This is a genomic window from Paraperibacillus marinus (assembly GCF_046237605.1).
Lineage (GTDB): Bacteria > Bacillota > Bacilli > Bacillales > DSM-1321 > Paraperibacillus > Paraperibacillus marinus.
In genome coordinates, this window is sequence record NZ_CP143542.1 from 1,055,428 (window position 1) to 1,073,892 (window position 18,465).

An 18,465-nucleotide genomic window follows, 5' to 3' on the forward strand; every position below is an offset into this window, starting at 1 on the left:
CGTTTTTAGTCAGGAGCGGTATTTCTTTTGATAAAGGGCTCTTGCCTTCGCAGTATTGGCAAAGTGGATCTTCGTGAACTGCCCGAGAGCAGCCTCGCCTTTTTCGTGAATCAGCCTGGCCGCAGCGATATCCACTGCCGGCCCTGCCCCTTTGGGAAGAGTGAAGCCCGCGCTTTGGCTGAGAAGTTCAAAGTGCTTTACAAACGCATAGCGTGCAAGGATAGAGGCCGCCGCCACACTCAGGTGGATGCCCTCGGCTTTTGTGCTGAGATAGGTGTTTTTTGCTTTGAATGGACGGGAGCCTTTCAGATAATTAAAAAAGACCCCAGGCTCAGCGAATTGGTCAATAAGCACCCCGTCCGGCTCAACCGGGGCAATTTTTTCAAGCACCTTCTTGATAGCCTGATTATGGAGCAGTGCCTTCATTTTCCCCTGGGACATGCCGCCTGCCTGCAGCTCATTATATTTGGAATTGTTGAGGACCAGGAGGCTGTAGGGTACCGTCTCCTTTATGAGTGCCGCGATCTCCATGATCTGCGGATCTTTGAGATTCTTTGAATCTTTGACACCCAGTTCTTTTAATAGCGGGAGATGGGAGCTTTCAGCATATACGGCAACCACTGTCATCGGGCCAAAGAAATCGCCTGTCCCTACCTCGTCAGAACCAACCAGGGACATTCCTGCTATATTTTCCGGCGGTGAGTAGGAATGGGTTTTTACGGATGACGTTTTCTTCGGGGCGGCTTTTTGTGACGCGCTGCCCCATGCACCTGCTTCTTCTTCAGCCCGCGGCCCCTGGAAAAGGACTTTGCCGGACTTATAAGCTGTAATGGCGCAGCCAGGGACTTTTGCGGAAAAGACCCCGCCGGGAGGAGTTTTATCACTGATGGATGAAGAGTAATGGGCCTTCATTTTCTGGATGGAAGATGGATCTAAAACTAATACAGCATTTGACATATAGGATGCTCCTTTTATTCAAGATTGGGGTGATATTCCATTTTTCTGCTAAAAGCCAGAAAAAGGAATGGTCTCCGCTTTTCAAGGATTAAAAATTCATGGTATGATATAGATTAGGATTTTTTAAGAGATTGGGGGCATCATTTTGTCAGACCATAATAAGAGAAAAATAACAGTTGATATATATGGACAGCAATATACCATTGTTGGGGCTGAAAGTTCAAGCCATATTCGGATTGTGGCTTCAATGGTTGATGATAAAATGCGCGAGATCAATGCAAGTAACCCAAGGCTTGATGTCAGCAAGGTTGCAGTGCTCACAGCTGTCAATGTCATGCATGATTATTTAAAAGTAAAAGACGAACTTGAGCAGCTTAAGATGCTTGCTGCAAGAAAAAAGGATTGAAAACAGAATGCTTGATTTAATTATAATTGTAATCTTTATCATGGGCCTGCTGGTCGGGCTGAAAAGAGGATTTATTCTGCAGCTGGTCCACTTGACGGGCTTCATAGCTGCCTTTATAGCCGCTTACATATATTATGATGATTTATCGCCGAAGCTGAAGCTTTGGATCCCCTTTCCATCCGTGGGAAATACAGATACGATGGACCTGGTCTTCAAATCCGCCGGCCTGGACGAAGCCTTTTATAATGCCATTGCTTTTGCCATTGTCTTCTTTGCGGTAAAGCTCGTCTGGCAGCTGATAGGATCCATGCTGGACTTCATTGCCCACCTGCCTATCCTTAAACAGCTCAACAGTCTTGGCGGCGGAGCCCTCGGCATTGTGGAAGTTTATCTTATCCTGTTCATTTTGCTCTATATCGCTGCCCTTGTACCTGTCGAATCCATACAGGGCCCCATGAATGATTCCTTCCTGGCAGAATCCATCGTAAAAAATACCCCGCTGCTCTCTGAAACAGTGAAGGATCTATGGTTTAAATATATCCCTATGTAACTTCTCTTTCCAAGGGAAGTTTTTCTTTTAGTGAGAGCCGCCTCCTATGGTCACCTGCGGCACTTATGTTGCTAGGACCCCAAATAAACGGTATCTTAAAATTATGGGAAATAATCTGGGAAATGGGGGACTGTCCCCCAAAAGGTGAGGTGCAGAGTTTGTTTAATAAAAAGGATATTGTTCATTTGCTTGAAACGATTGCTATATATATGGAACTAAAAGGCGAGAATCAGTTTAAGGTGGCCGCGTTCAGGAAGGCGGCAGGCGCTCTTGAAGCGGATGACAGGAGTCTTGGGGAGATTGAGAATTTTACAGCGCTTCCCGGCATCGGAAAGGGAACAGCCGCTGTCATTGAAGAATATATAAGGGACGGGGAATCGGCGGTTTTGGCTGAACTTCAGGAAGAGGTGCCAAAGGGACTGATCCCCCTTCTGCAGCTTCCGGGCATGGGCGGCAAGAAAATTGCGAAGCTGTATAAGGAGCTCCATGTGGAAAGCATGGAAGACCTGAAGGCTGCCTGTGAGGAGAAGCGGGTCCAGGACCTTGCGGGCTTCGGCAAGAAAACCGAGGAGAAGATCCTCGCGGCCATAGCTGAGTTCGGTACACGGCCGGACCGGCTCGGACTCGCCTTTATGCTTCCGATTGCGGATGATGTAGAAGCATCGCTGATGAACATGAAGGATATTGAAAGGTTTTCACGGGCGGGAAGCATTCGCAGGGTGAAGGAGACAATCAAGGACCTGGACTTTATCATCGCCACAGAAAATCCTGAGTCTGTCAGAGAGCAGCTGATCTCTCTTCCTCAAGTGAAAAGCATCATTGCGGCTGGCGATACAAAGGTGTCTGTGACTCTGTCTTATGATTATGAAGTATCGGCAGACTTCCGGCTTGTCAAACCCCATGAGTTTATTACAACCCTGCACCACTTCACAGGGTCCAAGGATCATAATGTGCGGATGAGGCAGCTTGCGAAGGAACGCGGCGAGAAAATCAGCGAATATGGAGTGGAGACTGAAAATGACGGCATCCTGACTTTCCGTTCCGAGGAAGAATTCTACGCTCATTTCGGACTGCCGTTCATCCCGCCTGAGCTTCGGGAAGACGGCTCCGAGATCGAGCATTATTCTTCAGGCTTCGGACTCGTTTCGCGTGAGGATATCCAGGGAGATCTCCATATGCACTCCACCTGGAGTGATGGCGGCCATTCCATTGAAGAAATGGTAGAAGCCTGCCGGGCAAAGGGATATAAATATATGGCCATCACCGACCATTCACAATACTTGAAGGTCGCAAACGGCTTGACGGCAGAACGTTTGAGAGAGCAGAAGGAAATCATCCGTTCACTGAATGATAAATATGATGATATATTGATCCTGTCGGGCATTGAGATGGATATACTGCCTGACGGAACGCTGGATTATGATGATGAACTTCTGAGGGAAATGGATTTTGTCATTGCCTCAATCCATTCGAGCTTTTCTCAGCCAATTGAAAAGATCATGGAGCGCTTGAAAACAGCACTTATGAATCCCCATGTTGATTTGATTGCCCATCCGACCGGCAGGGTCATAGGCCGGAGAAAAGGCTATGAAGTTGATATGGACATGCTGATAAGTTTGGCAAAGGAAACAGATACCGCCCTTGAGCTGAATGCAAATCCTAACCGTTTGGATCTAGCTGCCGAGCACTTGAAGAAAGCCCAGCAGGCAGGTGTGACGATTGCCGTAAATACGGATGCACATAATATCACCATGCTTGAGGACATGGACATAGGCGTTGCCCATGCAAAAAAGGGCTGGCTCAAGAAGGGCACCATTCTAAATACGAAGAACGCGGACGAATTGCTGTCGTTCCTGAAAAGAAATGATTAACACCTTGATTTGAAGGAGGGCTTAAACTCCATGCATCAAAAAGCGTTAAAAACCCTGGAGTTTCACAAAATTATTGAACAGCTTTCTGCTTATGCCTCTTCCTCGCTGGGAAAGGAAAAAGCAGAGAGACTCCTGCCTATTTCTGACTTTGAAGAAATAGTCAGGCTTCATGAGGAAACAGATGAGGCTGCCAAAATCATCCGCCTGCGGGGAAATGTGCCCCTTGGCGGGATCTTCAATATTAAACCGCATGCGAGACGGGCGCAGATCGGCGGAATGCTGAGTCCAATGGAGCTTAATGAGATAGCCAGCACCATCCGGGCAGGCAGGATCTTAAAAAGTTTTATCGAAGATATGATCGAAAGCGGTACAGAGCTCCCGCTTACAGCCGGCTATATGGAAGCCATACATCCGCTTCCCGAGCTTGAGCGGCCGATTACCAATGCCATAGGCGACAGCGGAGAGGTGCTGGATTCTGCAAGTGACAGGCTGAAATCACTGCGCACGCAAAAAAGGACAAACGAAGGAAGAGTAAGGGAAAAGCTCGAAAGCATGATCCGGTCCCAAAGCGCTCAAAAGATGCTCTCCGACGCCATCATCACAATCCGTAATGACCGGTTTGTTATCCCTGTCAAGCAGGAATACAGGACCGTATATGGCGGGATTATCCATGACCAGTCATCGTCCGGTCAGACGCTCTTTATTGAACCGCAGGCTGTGGTCGATCTTAACAATGCCCTCCAGGAGATAAGAGTAAAAGAACAGCAGGAGATCGAGAGGATATTGATTGAGCTTTCAGCGCTTACGGGGGAATTCACGGAAGAGCTGCTCCATAAGGTAGAGGTGCTCGCGACACTGGACTTTATGTTTGCAAAAGCACGCTACAGCAGCGCGGTTAAGGCTTCCAAGCCGGCACTGAATAAAGAAGGCAGAGTAAAGCTGTTCAAGGCGCGTCATCCGCTGATTCCTGCAGAGGAAGTGGTGCCGAATGACATCATCCTTGGTGAAGATTATACTTCGATCGTCATCACCGGCCCGAACACAGGCGGCAAAACCGTTACACTGAAAACAATCGGCTTATGTACCCTCATGGTACAGGCCGGGCTGCAGATTCCCGTGCTGGATGGTTCGGAAGCGGCGGTCTTCGAGGATGTATTTGCCGACATCGGCGATGAACAGAGCATTGAGCAGAGTTTGAGTACGTTCTCCTCCCATATGGTCAATATCGTGGACATTCTAAAAAAAGTGAATGACCGGAGCCTGGTTTTATTCGATGAACTCGGGGCAGGCACCGATCCCCAGGAAGGGGCGGCACTTGCCATCTCAATTCTTGACACGGTATATGACCGGGGAGCAAGGGTAATCGCAACGACTCACTATCCGGAGCTTAAGGCATATGGCTACAACCGGACAGGGGTTGTGAATGCAAGCGTCGAATTTAATGTAGAGACCTTGAGCCCGACATACAGGCTCCAGATCGGGATACCTGGACGAAGCAATGCCTTTGAGATTTCCAGGCGCCTTGGACTGGATGAATCTGTAATAAAGGAAGCGAAGGGATATATAGGCACTGAGACAAATAAGGTCGAAAATATGATTGCTTCCCTTGAGGAAAGCCGCAGGAATGCGGAGATAGACAGGGAAGAAGCCAATGAATTCCTCAGGGATTCAGAGAAAATCCATAAAGATCTCCAGAAACAGATGGCTGACTATTATGGCCGAAAGGATGAACTGGCTGAAAAGGCCCGCCTGGAAGCTGCGGCTGTCGTCGAGAAGGCCAAGGAAGAGGCGGAGGGCATCTTAAGTGATCTAAGACGCCTGAGGCTCGAAAAGAATGCAGAGGTCAAGGAGCACGAATTGATCGATGCCCGAAGGCGGCTTAACGATGCTGCACCCGAAATTAAGAAAACGAGAAAAACGGCCGCTGCACCGAAGAAAAAAGAAATGCAGCCTGGAGATGAAGTGAAAGTGCTCAGCTTTGACCAGAAAGGCCATCTGGTGGAAAAGGTTTCCGCGAAAGAATGGATGGTCCAGATCGGCATCATGAAGATGAAGGTTGCGGAATCAAATCTTGAATTCATCGGCACACCGAAACAGGTGCAGACAAAGCCGCTTGCGACCGTAAGGGGCAAAGATTATCATGTCAGCCTGGAGCTCGACCTCCGCGGTGAGCGTTATGAGAATGCGCTCATGCGAGTGGAAAAGTATATTGATGATGCCCTTCTTGCCGGTTATCCGCGGGTCTCGATCATCCACGGAAAAGGAACCGGGGCACTCAGGACAGGAGTCCAGGAATATCTCAAGAATCACCGCTCTGTAAAAAGTATAAGGTTCGGTGAAGCAGGTGAAGGCGGCAGCGGTGTGACAGTTGTAGAGTTCAAATAATCGGGAGTAAAAAGACATGGATAAAATATGGGGTAATCAGTTTGTGTATTTAACTGCATATTACAGTGTGGTCGTACTATGCTGCATCGTTTTTCTGGCAGTCTTCGAATTAGTGACGAGGTACCGGAATTGGGAAGAAATAAAAAATGGCAATCTGTCAGTCGCACTCGCCACAGGCGGCAAGATATTTGGGATTGCGAATATATTCCGCCATTCCATCTTACAGAATGATTCTCTTATTACGATGATCGGCTGGGGGGTCTTCGGTTTCCTTCTGCTGCTGGTCGGTTATTTCACATTTGAATTTTTGACACCGAGCTTTAACATAGATGAAGAGATAGCCAGGGACAACCGGGCAGTGGGATTGATTGCCATGATCATATCAGTGGGATTATCCTATGTCATCGGTGCCGGCATATCTTAAAGGAGAGGTCAGGTTTGGAAAAGCTGGCTAAGGTGCTGCTGGTTCTATGCGGCGCATTCATGCTGATCGGAATCGGCTATATGCTGTTTTTCGCTAAATGAAGAAACAAGCTCCCCATAAGAGCATCCTTCCTTGGGAAAGAGGATGCCCTTATGGGGAGCATTTATGTTTATAGGTAAAATTCCTCAAATAATTGCTAAGAAACAATTTTGTATAATATAATTTAAAAGAAAAAGTTAGAAAATTTAAAGAATTGCACGAAGGGGGAGGGGAACATTTGACTAGTCAGGATAAAATTTGGCTTGAGACATATCCGACGGAAATACCGGGGAGCCTGGAATACGACCAGCAGCCGCTGCAGGACTGCCTGAAGCATGCAGCAGGAAAATACCCTGATAGAAAGGCCATTCATTTTATGGGCAAAGAGCTGAGGTATCAGGAATTGTATGAATCGGCACAGAAATTTGCCGGGTATCTTGCCAGCCTTGGGATTGAAAAGGGTGACCGGGTGGCCATCATGCTTCCAAACACCCCGCAGGCGGTCATTGCCTTTTTTGGGTCACTGCTTGCAGGTGCGGTGGTGGTGCAGACCAATCCGCTTTACATGGAGCGGGAGCTTGAATACCAAATGAAGGACAGTGAAGCGAAGGTCATCATAACGCTTGATATCCTGTTCCCCAGGGCGGCCAAGGTTATGCCGAAAACCGGGCTCAGGCATATTATTGTCACAGGAATAAAAGATTATCTGCCGTTTCCAAAGAATCTCCTATATCCCTTCATCCAGAAAAAACAGTATGGAGTGACGGTGAAGGTTGAACATGAAGGAAATCATCATCTTTTTGCCGAAATCATGAAGCGCCCCGCGGCTCACGTGGAAATCCAGATAGAGATTGACCCTGACGAAGATTTGGCGCTCCTGCAGTATACAGGGGGAACCACGGGATTTCCAAAGGGAGTGATGCTGACTCACCGGAATTTGATGGCCAATACCCGGATGTGTGCCGCCTGGCTCTACAAGGGGAAGGAAAAGGGCCATAATATCCTGGGAATCCTGCCATTCTTCCACGTATTCGGAATGACGACGGTGATGATCTTTTCCGTCATGGAAGGCCATAAGATGACGCTGCTGCCCAAATTTGATGCCTTAACGACCCTGAAGACGATTCAGAAACAAAAACCAACTCTGTTTCCCGGAGCTCCCACCATGTATATCGCCCTGCTGAATCATCCCGATCTGGCAAGGTATGATCTTTCATCCATCACCGCCTGTATCAGCGGCTCGGCTCCACTGCCGGTTGAAGTGCAGGATAAATTCGAAGCACTGACCGGAGGCAAGCTTGTGGAAGGCTATGGACTTACAGAAACATCCCCCGTCACACATGCCAATTTCCTGTGGGACCGTCCACGTGTCAGGGGAAGCATCGGGGTGCCATGGCCGGATACCGAGGCAGCGGTCTTATCCATGGAAACAGGAGAGCCGCTTGGGCCAGGTGAGATCGGCGAACTGGCAATTAAAGGCCCGCAGGTCATGAAGGGCTATTGGAACAGGCCGGAGGAAACCGAACAATCCTTTAAAGATGGCTGGCTGCTGACAGGAGATATGGGCTATTATGACGATAAGGGGTATTTCTTTATAGTAGACCGCAAAAAGGATATGATCATAGCCGGCGGATTCAACATATATCCGCGTGAAATTGAAGAAGTACTATATGAACATGAAGCTGTCCAGGAAGCAGTGGTTGCCGGCGTGCCCGACCCATACCGGGGAGAAACGGTAAAAGCTTATATCGTGCTGAAGGAGGGGAGCAGTGTAACAGAAGAGGAAATCAACATCTTTGTCCGTAAAAGCCTGGCCGCCTATAAGGTTCCGAGAATTTATGAATTCAGATCAGAGCTGCCTAAGACAGCAGTAGGGAAGATTCTGAGGCGCGCTCTTGTCGAGGAAGAAAAACAAAGACTCGAAGACGAAAAGAACGCATGACTACCGCCTCTCGCCCGAGCCTTACGGCTCTTTTTAGACAAACATGGGACAAGCTTTTCTTACGGAATATCCCTTGACAGGAAAAACGATTCATTTTATTATTGAGTTATGAATGATGATTCATTCATTTTCTTGAAAGGGGACCACTCGTGAAAAGTAATCGGCCAAAACATAAGCAGATAATAGATGCAGCGGTGGTGGTCATCGCAGAGAACGGATACCACCAGGCCCAGGTATCCAAGATAGCCAAACAGGCTGGAGTCGCTGATGGCACCATCTATCTATATTTTAAAAATAAAGAAGATATCCTGATCTCGTTATTCCAGGAGAAAATGGGAGTCTTTGTCGAAACGATCGAGCAGGAGATAAAGAATGTCGATCATGCTGCAGATAAATTACTTGTTCTGATTCAGCAGCATTTCAGACAGCTGTCCGAAGACAGGAATCTGGCCATTGTCACTCAGCTTGAACTCAGGCAGTCCAATAAAGAACTCCGCCTGAAAATAAATGATGTCCTGAAAGGGTATCTTGAGCTGATGGAAAAAATCATTGAAGAAGGCATTGAAGCCGGGGAGTTTTCAAGAAGTTTGGACAGGAAGCTTGCCCGCCAGATGATATTCGGCACCATCGATGAAACAGTGACCACCTGGGTCATGAATGAGCAGAAGTACAATCTGCCGCAGCTCGCAGGATCCATCCATGAAATGATGGCAAGGGCATGCGGAAGCCAAATGGCTGAAAAGAAGGTATAATGAGGGAGAAACATGGTTTCCCTGGGGACATTCTGGAAGAAAGGCCCCGGGGCGCTGTGTTCGAGAAATACATAAGTGGAGGCGGCTTTATGGAGTTTTTAAGCTATTCAGTCAAAGAGAATGTTGCTGTGATTACCATTAACAAACCTCCGGCAAATGCACTTTCCTCCCATGTCATCCAGGAGCTTTCTGAGTTATTGGATGTCCTGCAGCAGGATGCCGGGACAAGGGCCCTCCTATTGAAGGGTGAGGGAAGATTTTTTTCAGCAGGTGCCGACATTAAAGAATTTACCGGCATTGAGAGCGGTGAGGAATTTTCAAGGCTTGCCGCAAAAGGGCAGGAGCTGTTTGAGAGGATTGAACAATTTCCGAAGCCCGTGATTGCAGCCATACACGGTGCGGCACTCGGCGGCGGGCTGGAGCTTGCCATGTCATGCCACATCAGGCTGGTGAGTGAAAACGCCAAGCTCGGACTTCCGGAGCTGCAGCTGGGATTGGTGCCTGGATTTGCCGGCTCACAGCGGCTTCCGCGATATGTCGGTGCTGCAAAGGCAGCAGAGATGCTGTTCACCTCAGAACCGATTACCGGAACTGAAGCAGCGTCCCAGGGACTCGCAAATCATGCCTATCCGGAAGATGAATTGTTTCAGAAAGCAGAAGAGCTGGTGCAGAAAATTGCGAAGAAGAGTCCTGTTGCCCTTAAGACTGCTATCAGCCTATTAAACTATTCCAAGCATGAGAATTACTACAAAGGAGTAGAAAAGGAAGCGGAATCATTCGGGACAGTCTTTGTCAGCGAGGATGCCAAGGAAGGCATCACTGCTTTCATCGAGAAAAGAGAGCCGGTTTTTAAAGGCAGATAATTTTATGTGATGAAAATTCATAATCTTTGAAATAATGGACAAAATGGAGGGCTATTCATGAATATTTATGTTTTGCTGAAAAGAACGTTTGACACCGAGGAAAAGATTACCCTGTCAAATGGCCGTATTAACGAGGATGGCGCCGAGTTCATCATCAATCCATATGATGAGTATGCCGTAGAGGAAGCTATTCAGGCAAGGGATGCCCATGGCGGAGAGGTGACTGTCGTGACAGTCGGCGGCGAAGAGGCTGAAAAACAGCTGAGAACCGCGCTTGCGATGGGTGCTGACAAAGCTGTGCTGATCAACATCGAGGACGATGTAGAAAATGGCGATCAATATACAACAGCCAAGATCCTTTCAGAGTACCTTAAAGACAAAAACGCAGATTTGATCATTGGCGGCAATGTGGCGATAGACGGCGGATCAGGCCAGGTTGGACCAAGGGTAGCCGAGCTGCTTGATATGCCATATATCACAACCATCACCAAACTAGTGATTGAAGGACAAAATGTAAGCGTTATCCGGGATGTGGAAGGAGATTCAGAAACCATTGAGGCTCAGCTGCCAATCCTTGTTACCGCACAGCAGGGCTTGAACGAACCCCGATATCCATCACTGCCTGGAATCATGAAGGCCAAGAAGAAGCCCCTTGAGGAGCTTGAACTTGATGACCTGGACCTTGAAGAAGACGATGTGGAGGCCAAAACGAAAACCATCGAGATCTTCCTTCCTCCAAAAAAGGAAGCAGGCAGGGTGCTGCAGGGAGATCTTCCTGATCAGGTACAGGAGCTTGTCGGCCTGCTGAGAAGCGAAGCAAAAGTCATTTAATAAGGCTATTTTTTAAAAGATTGTTGTTTTCTAATGAGTTCTGCTAGGAGATTTAATTAATTTAACAAAGTGACTTCCGCTTTAGGTGCGAGACTCCAGCTCTGGGTGCGAGACTTTCGACCTGCAAGTATAAGTTAATCAGTCCATGGGAAGAAGAACGCTTCCCACGGTGCTTGCCCTATGCTTGGCTTTCGCATAAGTGCGACTAAGCTTCTGTCGCAGCACACGCTCACCCGCCCGTCCCGCGCAGGTGGAGCGCCTGCAGCGGAAATCAACTTTCTTGATCAAAAGCAGGAACATATGCGAAAACAGCCTTTAACAAACAAAGTTCAGGAGGGAATATAGATGGCTAGAAAAGTTCTTGTATTAGGAGAAATCCGTGATGGTTCATTGCGTAATGTATCATTTGAAGCAATAGCAGCAGCGAAGACCATATCTGAAGGCGGAGAGGTTGTCGGTGTTGTCGCCGGCAGCGATGTGAACGGCCTCGGAGAAGAAATGATTCATTATGGTGCCGACCGGGTCGTCACTGTAACACATGAAAGTCTCGCCCAGTATACTTCCGACGGTTATTCACAGGCCCTTCTGGCCGCAGTTGAATCTGAAGGTGCTGAAGGAATCGTAATGGGGCATACAGCGCTTGGGAAAGACCTTGCCCCGCGGATTGCCGGTAAACTGGATTCAGGGCTTGTATCTGATGTGACTTCCCTTGAAGATGCTGGAGGAAACCTCGTATTTACCCGTCCGATCTACTCTGGTAAAGCTTTTGAGAAGAAGGTCATCACAGGTGGACTGATCCTTGCGACCATCCGCCCGAATAATATTGAGCCGCTCGAGAAGGACAGCAGCCGATCCGGCGATATTTCTTCTCTTTCTGTGGATATTAAAGACCTTCGTACAATCATCAAGGATGTCGTGCGGAAGGCAAGCGAAGGTGTCGATCTTTCGGAGGCCAAAGTCATCATTGCCGGAGGACGCGGTGTAAAGAGCGAAGATGGATTTGAACCGCTTAAGGAGCTGGCGGATGTGCTTGGCGGCGCGGTCGGAGCTTCACGCGGAGCCTGTGATGCGGATTACTGCGACTATTCTCTTCAAATCGGGCAGACTGGAAAGGTAGTTACGCCCGATTTATATATCGCATGCGGAATTTCCGGGGCGATCCAGCATCTGGCTGGTATGTCCAACTCCAAGGTGATTGTCGCCATCAATAAAGATCCAGAGGCCAATATCTTCAAGGTGGCCGATTATGGCATCGTGGGTGATTTATTCGAGGTTGTCCCATTATTAACCGAAGAGTTCAAGAAGTTGAAGGTTGGAGCAAACTAATCAGATAGAAGGGGCGGCCGGGACGTATGGCCGCCTCCTTTATTGTTACATGTTTCAAAATAAGAATGTCCGGGAAAAAAATAAAAGGCACACATCACCAGGGATAGCGGCGGAAACGATTGTCCGCTCTTTCGCAAAGGCTTTTTTCTAAAAGATTGGTGCTTTTGGATGAATTCTGTAAGGAGATTTAATTGTTAAGCAAGTGGTCTTACGCTTCAGGTGCGAGACTCCTGATTTAGCTTCAAGGCTATCGACCCTCGAGTCATAAGCCAAGCCAGCCAGCCAGGGAAAGAAAGAGCACTTCCCTAGTATGCGCAGCGGAAATCCACTTTTTTAATTCAACAACCACAATATATGCGAAAACAGCCTTCGCATAAGATGAAAGCATGAGGGTAAATTAGGGTTGAAACATATTATTAACGCCCATATGCGGAATAGTGATATACTGATTGTAGTAATTCATTAGTCAATTTCTAGGAGGATTTCACATGGCGATTGTAAAAGCAACCGATCAAAACTTTACAGATGAAACAGGCCAAGGTCTGGTTCTTGCTGATTTCTGGGCACCTTGGTGCGGACCCTGCAAAATGATTGCTCCGGTTCTTGAGGAATTGGATGCTGAATTAGGCGATAAAGTAAAGGTCGTTAAATTAGATGTAGACGAAAACCAGGAAACAGCAGGAAAATACGGAGTGATGAGCATTCCAACCCTGATCCTGTTCAAAAATGGAGAAGCTGTTGATAAAGTGGTTGGGTTCCAGCCAAAAGAAGCTTTAGCTGACCTTATCAACAAACACGCTTAATTCCAAAAGCAAATCCCTTCTTAATGGCAAGGTTAGCAGTTCTAGCCAGTTGACCAGCAGAAGGGATTTTTTTTATACTATATAAGAACGGATATTCTGTTTTTGTGAAGAAATTCCCGCCGGGAGCGGCGGGTTTTTATATGGAATCAGTTATTGAAAGGGAGCGGGGTGAACCAATGAATCAAACCATACAGCATAAACTGGCACTGCTGCCTGATCAGCCGGGCTGTTACCTCATGAAGGACCGGCAGGGCACGATAATTTATGTAGGAAAAGCTAAGGTGCTTAAGAACCGGGTCAGGTCCTATTTTACAGGATCACATGACGGGAAAACCCTGAGGCTGGTCCAGGAAATCGAGGACTTCGAATATATTGTGACTTCTTCCGATATGGAAGCCCTGATCCTCGAACTGAATTTAATCAAAAAATACGACCCGAAATATAATGTCATGCTTAAGGATGATAAAAGCTATCCTTTCATCAAGCTGACGGCAGAACGTCATCCACGCCTGATCACCACAAGGAATGTCAAAAAGGATAAAGGGAAGTATTTCGGTCCTTATCCCAATGCGTTTGCGGCGAATGAAACAAAAAAGCTGCTTGACCGTCTATATCCGCTCAGGAAATGCACCACCCTGCCTGATCGGGTTTGTTTGTACTACCATCTAGGCCAGTGTCTAGCACCGTGCGTGAATGATATTAAGGAACAGGAATATAAGAATATCACCGAGGAGATCACTAAGTTCCTAAACGGCGGCTTTAAGGAAATCAAAAGCGATCTGACAGAAAAAATGCATGCTGCAGCTGCAGAACTGGATTTTGAGCGCGCCAAGGAACTCAGGGATAAAATTGCCCATATTGAAACAACAATGGAAAAGCAGAAGATGACTCTGACGGATTTCACGGACCGTGATATTTTTGGTTTTGCCTATGACAAAGGCTGGATGTGTGTACAGGTCTTTTTTGTCAGGCAGGGGAAACTGATCGAACGCGAGGTATCCATGTTTCCGCTCTACAATGAACCTGAAGAAGAATTCCTGACCTATCTTGGACAGTTTTATTCGAAGGTGAATCACTTTAAGCCGAAGGAGATCCTGCTTCCCGAATCGATAGATGCCGAAATGGCAGGCGAGCTGCTTGAGGTCAAGATCCTTCAGCCGAAACGCGGGACAAAGAAGGATCTGCTTAAGCTCGCCAATAAAAACGCCAGGATTGCCCTGTCAGAAAAATTCGCTTTGGTCGAAAAGGATGAAGAGCGGACCATCAAGGCGGTCGAGAATCTGGGAACACAGCTGGGCATTTATACACCGCATCGGATTGAAGCGTTCGATAACTCCAATATCCAGGGGACGAACCCGGTTTCTGCACTGGTAGTCTTTATCGATGGAAAGGCAGAAAAGAAGGAATATAGGAAATATAAAATAAAATCCGTACAAGGGCCGGATGATTACGAATCCATGAGAGAAGTAGTCAGGAGACGGTATTCAAGAGTGCTGAAGGAAAACCTGCCGCTGCCGGATTTAATTATCATTGACGGAGGCAAAGGGCATGTCGAAGGAGTAAGGGATGTGCTCGAGAATGAGCTGGGCCTTGAGATTCCACTTGCCGGTCTTGTGAAGGATGAGAAGCACAGGACTTCGCAGCTTATGATTGGAAGCCCGCTTGAGATTGTCCCTCTTGAGAAAAACAGCCAGGAGTTTTATCTTCTGCAGCGGATACAGGACGAAGTCCACCGATTCGCGATTACTTTCCACAGGCAGCTGCGCGGAAAGAATGTATTCCAATCCCTGCTGGATGATATATCAGGCGTCGGGGAAAAGCGGAAGAAGCTGCTGCTTAAGCATTTTGGCTCTGTAAAGAAGATGAAAGAAGCGGCGCTTGAGGACTTCATCCAGTTAGGCATCCCGAAGACGACCGCTGAAGAAATTTTTAGAAAATTGAAGGACTAGAGTTGTTGGCACGAAACAGCTGTGCTATAATCAACCATACATTCCAATTACTTTACGATGTTAAAGTGATGATAGAGGTGCGAGATTCATTAGTAAGGACTTTGAGAAGGTTGAGCTTCCATGAAAAGTCCTGAAAGGGGAAATCGCCGAAGCATTGCAAGGCTCAAAGCTTGCCATGCTGGTTCTGCATTGAATAAATGCAGGATTGTCAAGATTCGTTCTTGGAGAGCTATCTCACTGTGTAAACGTATTAGCTTTTAGTACGTCATTCACAGGCAATGAGATAATTCTCATTGCCTTTTTTGATGTTGGAGCAAAAAGTTGGCAGTTACTATTTAAAAACATTCGATACAAGCGAGGGAGGCAGCAGCATTGGGGAGAATTGTTCAAAAGTTTGGCGGCACGTCAGTAGGAAGCGTGGAAAGGATCAAGAATGCAGCAGACCGGGTGCTCGAAGAGGTGAAGCAAGGCAATGAAGTTGTGGTGGTTGTCTCGGCAATGGGGAAGACGACGGACACTCTTGTCGGAATGGCCAGGGAGATTTCTCCTTTTCCTAATAAAAGAGAGATGGACATGCTCCTGACTACAGGTGAACAGGTCACCATTTCCCTTCTTTCCATGGAGCTGAATGAACGGGGACATGAGGCTGTGTCTTATACTGGATGGCAGGCGGGAATCCAGACGGAAGCTGTTCACGGCAATGCCCGCATTACCGAAGTCGGGGCAGGCCGGATTGAAAATTCCTTGAAGGAAGGGAAAATTGTGATTGTTGCCGGCTTTCAGGGAATAGCAGCCGGCGAAATCACCACCCTTGGCCGGGGGGGCTCGGACACGACAGCCGTAGCCCTGGCAGCTGCGCTGAAAGCTGATAAATGTGATATTTATACCGATGTCACCGGTGTCTATACAACAGATCCGCGCTATGTGGAAGGCGCAAGGAAGCTGTTATCGGTTTCCTATGATGAAATGCTGGAGCTTGCGAATCTCGGTGCCGGGGTGCTTCACCCGCGTGCAGTCGAATTTGCCAAGAATTATAATATGCCGCTTGAAGTGCGTTCAAGCATGGAACGCGAGCCGGGAACAATCATTGAGGAGGAAGCATCAATGGAACAGAGTTTGATTGTCAGAGGAATTGCATTCGAGGATAACATCACCAGAATATCTGTTCTGGGACTATCTCCAGGCGGAAAAGGGATTTCATCCATCTTCACCGCTCTTGCAAAGAACCATATCAATGTGGATATTATCATCCAGAGCGTTACCGAAGGAAGTGAGACCGGACTGTCCTTCTCGGTTAAAACCGAAGATGTAAAAGAAGTTCTGGATGTGCTGAACAGCCACAAAGAAGCAATTGCGTTTGACCGCATCGAGACAGAACGCGGCCTTTCCAAGGTCTCTATCGTCGGATCCGGCATGGTCTCAAATCCGGGTGTGGCAGCCGAGATGTTTGAAGTCCTCGCACAGGAGGAAATCGCGATCAAGATGGTAAGTACCTCAGAAATAAAGGTATCGGCTGTGGTGGCACAGGACAAAATGCTGCCTGCAGTCTCTTCGCTTCATAAAGCTTTCAATCTTTCAGAGGCGCTGGCCATTGAAACTAAGTAAAGGAAAGAGGATGTCCTTTTTGTGGGACATCCTCTTTTTTTATGCCCTTTTTATACCTCGTGTCCCTGGCAGCCGCATTTTACCGCCTGAAATTGCTGGAGGAGAAGGCGCTCCCATTCGGAATTGGAAACGAAGCTGTCGGCTCCATGCTCTATATGCTTGCACCAACCCTGCCGGCAGCAGCCAGAAAGGGATTTTGATAAGCGGCATAGCAAAGCCCGGGAAAAATCAACATTTTCCCCAGGCTTTGTGGCTGGAACTTATAAGGCAGTCCCATTATTTCATTAAATGCCGTCCTTAGTATCCCACTTCACGATGAAAGACACTTTCGCGCCGCGCTTCTTGGGTTCTTCTATGGCTTCGGTCGAGACTTTCCGCTGAATTTCAAACTGTTCAGCGAGGAATCCTGCCTCCAATTGGAAATGGCATTTTACATTAATGGACAGCCGCCTTTCGACATGACTGCCGGACAGTTCGAACAGGGACTCGTCTTTAGATAATTTGGTCTGGGTGAGTGTCCCCCATCCTGCACTGTGGAAAAACTCGATGATTTCATCAACGCCCTGCAGCGGGAATTTTCTCGCCAGCTGCTTGCCGCCCCAATAAAGAAGCTGGGACGCCTCTTTTCCAAGAAGTTCATTCAGCAGGAATTCTCTGATCAAATCATAGCCGAACGCCGGAATATCATGAGCTGCCGGACCGTCAGCGTTTTTTTCTCTTTGTTTTTCATTCAGGCTCAGTTCTGAGGTTTTTTCTAATGTTGTTTCATTCACGGCTTCTTTACCCAAAATTCTCCCCTCTTTCTTACATCTATTATAAACAAAAATTCATGCGTACAAAGAACTAAAATGCGATACTGGCAGATTTCATTATGCCAAAATAGTTCCTAACCGGTCAGTATGTTAGGTGAATTATAGAATAGAAGATAAAAAATTATAAATTTTATAAAAAATTTTTATATTTGGCAAGTTTTTTGTGTATCCGTTTTCTTGACGCCTTTTCTTGTGAGGAGTAAAATGAACATTGTTAAGAGCATGTTGCAAAATCCACTTTTTTGTCATTTTGTAGCAGATATCCTGCCTAAATATCAGGATATATTTTACTTTTTGCGCAAAGTTCAGCCAAATCTCAAGGGGGTATAACAAGTTTATGGCAGGAAATCGGGAGTTTGCCAATCGAAGGCTGCATTCGTTACTAGGGGTCATTCCGCTTGGTATCTTTATCATTCAGCACTTAGTGGTAAACCACTACGCAACAAATGGGGTTGAATCATTTAACAAAGCGGCAAATTTTATGGGAGGCCTTCCATTCAGGATTTTCCTGGAAGTGTTCATCATATTCCTTCCTCTAGCTTACCATGCAATTTATGGAATTTATATAGCATTTACTGCTAAAAACAATGTTGGCCGTTACAGCTATTTCCGCAATTGGATGTTCATGCTTCAGCGCTTCACAGGCATCGTGACATTGATCTTCGTAACATGGCATATCTGGGAAACTCGTATTGCTGCAGCTAGAGGTGTCGAAGTAAACTTCGAGATGATGACCAATATTCTTGACAATCCATTTATGGTTGCTTTCTATATGGTGGGAATTGTCTCCACGACATTCCACTTTGCAAATGGACTTTGGACATTCCTAGTAACATGGGGATTAACCATCTCACCTCGTGCTCAGAGAATCACAACCTATGTGACTATGGTGATTTTTGTGGCCCTTTCTTATGTAGGAATCAGTGCGATTCTTGCGTTCATTTAATAGA

General features: G+C 47.1%; 17 protein-coding genes and 1 riboswitch. Of the genes, 15 read left to right on the forward strand and 2 right to left on the reverse strand.

Translation table 11 applies throughout. The annotated features are described in order from the left end of the window. Window positions 1-9: 9 nt before the first annotated feature. Window positions 10-957, reverse strand: a complete 948-nt coding sequence (rnhC, locus tag V1498_RS05320) for a ribonuclease HIII (RefSeq protein WP_409297312.1) — start codon at window positions 955-957, stop codon at window positions 10-12. A gap of 145 nt (window positions 958-1,102) precedes the next feature. Here rnhC and zapA point away from each other — a divergent pair, with 145 nt between their 5' ends. From zapA to V1498_RS05390, 14 genes are all read left to right on the forward strand, one after another. Then, complete coding sequence (gene zapA / locus V1498_RS05325; protein ID WP_409297313.1) at window positions 1,103-1,363, forward strand: cell division protein ZapA; 261 nt, start codon at window positions 1,103-1,105, stop codon at window positions 1,361-1,363. Between the two features lie 7 nt (window positions 1,364-1,370). After that, a complete protein-coding gene (locus V1498_RS05330; protein WP_409297314.1) occupies window positions 1,371-1,913 on the forward strand; it encodes a CvpA family protein in 543 nt (180 codons plus the stop codon). 122 nt (window positions 1,914-2,035) lie between these two features. Next, window positions 2,036-3,784 carry a DNA polymerase/3'-5' exonuclease PolX gene (polX, locus tag V1498_RS05335; RefSeq protein ID WP_409297316.1) on the forward strand — a complete coding sequence of 583 codons (1,749 nt, stop codon included), beginning with the start codon at window positions 2,036-2,038 and terminating at the stop codon, window positions 3,782-3,784. 30 nt (window positions 3,785-3,814) lie between these two features. Continuing rightward, window positions 3,815-6,169, forward strand: a complete 2,355-nt coding sequence (locus V1498_RS05340) for an endonuclease MutS2 (protein ID WP_409297318.1) — start codon at window positions 3,815-3,817, stop codon at window positions 6,167-6,169. Between the two features lie 16 nt (window positions 6,170-6,185). Beyond that, a complete protein-coding gene (locus V1498_RS05345) occupies window positions 6,186-6,593 on the forward strand; it encodes a DUF350 domain-containing protein (RefSeq protein WP_409297320.1) in 408 nt (135 codons plus the stop codon). A 277-nt stretch (window positions 6,594-6,870) separates the two neighbouring features. Then, complete coding sequence (locus tag V1498_RS05350; protein WP_409297321.1) at window positions 6,871-8,574, forward strand: AMP-binding protein; 1,704 nt, start codon at window positions 6,871-6,873, stop codon at window positions 8,572-8,574. 149 nt (window positions 8,575-8,723) lie between these two features. Beyond that, window positions 8,724-9,326, forward strand: a complete 603-nt coding sequence (locus tag V1498_RS05355) for a TetR/AcrR family transcriptional regulator (RefSeq protein ID WP_409297323.1) — start codon at window positions 8,724-8,726, stop codon at window positions 9,324-9,326. Window positions 9,327-9,415: 89 nt separating this feature from the next. Beyond that, window positions 9,416-10,189, forward strand: a complete 774-nt coding sequence (locus V1498_RS05360; protein ID WP_409297324.1) for an enoyl-CoA hydratase — start codon at window positions 9,416-9,418, stop codon at window positions 10,187-10,189. A 57-nt stretch (window positions 10,190-10,246) separates the two neighbouring features. Next, window positions 10,247-11,020 (forward strand): electron transfer flavoprotein subunit beta/FixA family protein, encoded by a 774-nt coding sequence (locus tag V1498_RS05365; RefSeq protein WP_409297325.1) that lies wholly within the window; start codon window positions 10,247-10,249, stop codon window positions 11,018-11,020. A gap of 345 nt (window positions 11,021-11,365) precedes the next feature. Beyond that, complete coding sequence (locus tag V1498_RS05370) at window positions 11,366-12,346, forward strand: electron transfer flavoprotein subunit alpha/FixB family protein (RefSeq protein ID WP_409297327.1); 981 nt, start codon at window positions 11,366-11,368, stop codon at window positions 12,344-12,346. A 488-nt stretch (window positions 12,347-12,834) separates the two neighbouring features. Then, on the forward strand, window positions 12,835-13,149 hold the full coding sequence (gene trxA / locus V1498_RS05375; protein WP_409297328.1) for a thioredoxin: 315 nt from the start codon (window positions 12,835-12,837) through the stop codon (window positions 13,147-13,149). A gap of 176 nt (window positions 13,150-13,325) precedes the next feature. Continuing rightward, window positions 13,326-15,098, forward strand: a complete 1,773-nt coding sequence (uvrC, locus tag V1498_RS05380; RefSeq protein ID WP_409299160.1) for an excinuclease ABC subunit UvrC — start codon at window positions 13,326-13,328, stop codon at window positions 15,096-15,098. Window positions 15,099-15,162: 64 nt separating this feature from the next. Then, a riboswitch (Lysine riboswitch) is annotated at window positions 15,163-15,338 on the forward strand. Window positions 15,339-15,470: 132 nt separating this feature from the next. Beyond that, on the forward strand, window positions 15,471-16,703 hold the full coding sequence (locus V1498_RS05385) for an aspartate kinase (RefSeq protein WP_409297329.1): 1,233 nt from the start codon (window positions 15,471-15,473) through the stop codon (window positions 16,701-16,703). Between the two features lie 41 nt (window positions 16,704-16,744). Continuing rightward, window positions 16,745-16,903: a hypothetical protein gene (locus V1498_RS05390; RefSeq protein WP_409297331.1), complete on the forward strand. Its 159-nt coding sequence runs from the start codon at window positions 16,745-16,747 to the stop codon at window positions 16,901-16,903. Window positions 16,904-16,987: 84 nt separating this feature from the next. Here V1498_RS05390 and V1498_RS05395 read toward each other — a convergent pair whose 3' ends face one another. Next, window positions 16,988-17,491 (reverse strand): YslB family protein, encoded by a 504-nt coding sequence (locus V1498_RS05395; RefSeq protein WP_409297333.1) that lies wholly within the window; start codon window positions 17,489-17,491, stop codon window positions 16,988-16,990. 361 nt (window positions 17,492-17,852) lie between these two features. Between V1498_RS05395 and V1498_RS05400 the strand changes: the two genes are divergently transcribed. Further along, window positions 17,853-18,461 carry a succinate dehydrogenase cytochrome b558 subunit gene (locus V1498_RS05400; protein WP_409297335.1) on the forward strand — a complete coding sequence of 203 codons (609 nt, stop codon included), beginning with the start codon at window positions 17,853-17,855 and terminating at the stop codon, window positions 18,459-18,461. The last annotated feature ends 4 nt before the right edge of the window (window positions 18,462-18,465 follow it).

Excerpts from the sequence above, each read along its gene's own strand:
- rnhC (WP_409297312.1), bottom strand. The coding sequence starts at position 957 with ATGTCAAATGCTGTATTAGTTTTAGATCCATCTTCCATCCAGAAAATG.
- V1498_RS05330 (WP_409297314.1), top strand. The coding sequence starts at position 1,371 with ATGCTTGATTTAATTATAATTGTAATCTTTATCATGGGCCTGCTGGTC.
- polX (WP_409297316.1), top strand. The coding sequence starts at position 2,036 with ATGGGGGACTGTCCCCCAAAAGGTGAGGTGCAGAGTTTGTTTAATAAA.
- V1498_RS05340 (WP_409297318.1), top strand. The coding sequence starts at position 3,815 with ATGCATCAAAAAGCGTTAAAAACCCTGGAGTTTCACAAAATTATTGAA.
- V1498_RS05345 (WP_409297320.1), top strand. The coding sequence starts at position 6,186 with ATGGATAAAATATGGGGTAATCAGTTTGTGTATTTAACTGCATATTAC.
- V1498_RS05360 (WP_409297324.1), top strand. The coding sequence starts at position 9,416 with ATGGAGTTTTTAAGCTATTCAGTCAAAGAGAATGTTGCTGTGATTACC.
- V1498_RS05365 (WP_409297325.1), top strand. The coding sequence starts at position 10,247 with ATGAATATTTATGTTTTGCTGAAAAGAACGTTTGACACCGAGGAAAAG.
- V1498_RS05370 (WP_409297327.1), top strand. The coding sequence starts at position 11,366 with ATGGCTAGAAAAGTTCTTGTATTAGGAGAAATCCGTGATGGTTCATTG.
- trxA (WP_409297328.1), top strand. The coding sequence starts at position 12,835 with ATGGCGATTGTAAAAGCAACCGATCAAAACTTTACAGATGAAACAGGC.
- uvrC (WP_409299160.1), top strand. The coding sequence starts at position 13,326 with ATGAATCAAACCATACAGCATAAACTGGCACTGCTGCCTGATCAGCCG.
- V1498_RS05390 (WP_409297331.1), top strand. The coding sequence starts at position 16,745 with ATGCCCTTTTTATACCTCGTGTCCCTGGCAGCCGCATTTTACCGCCTG.
- V1498_RS05400 (WP_409297335.1), top strand. The coding sequence starts at position 17,853 with ATGGCAGGAAATCGGGAGTTTGCCAATCGAAGGCTGCATTCGTTACTA.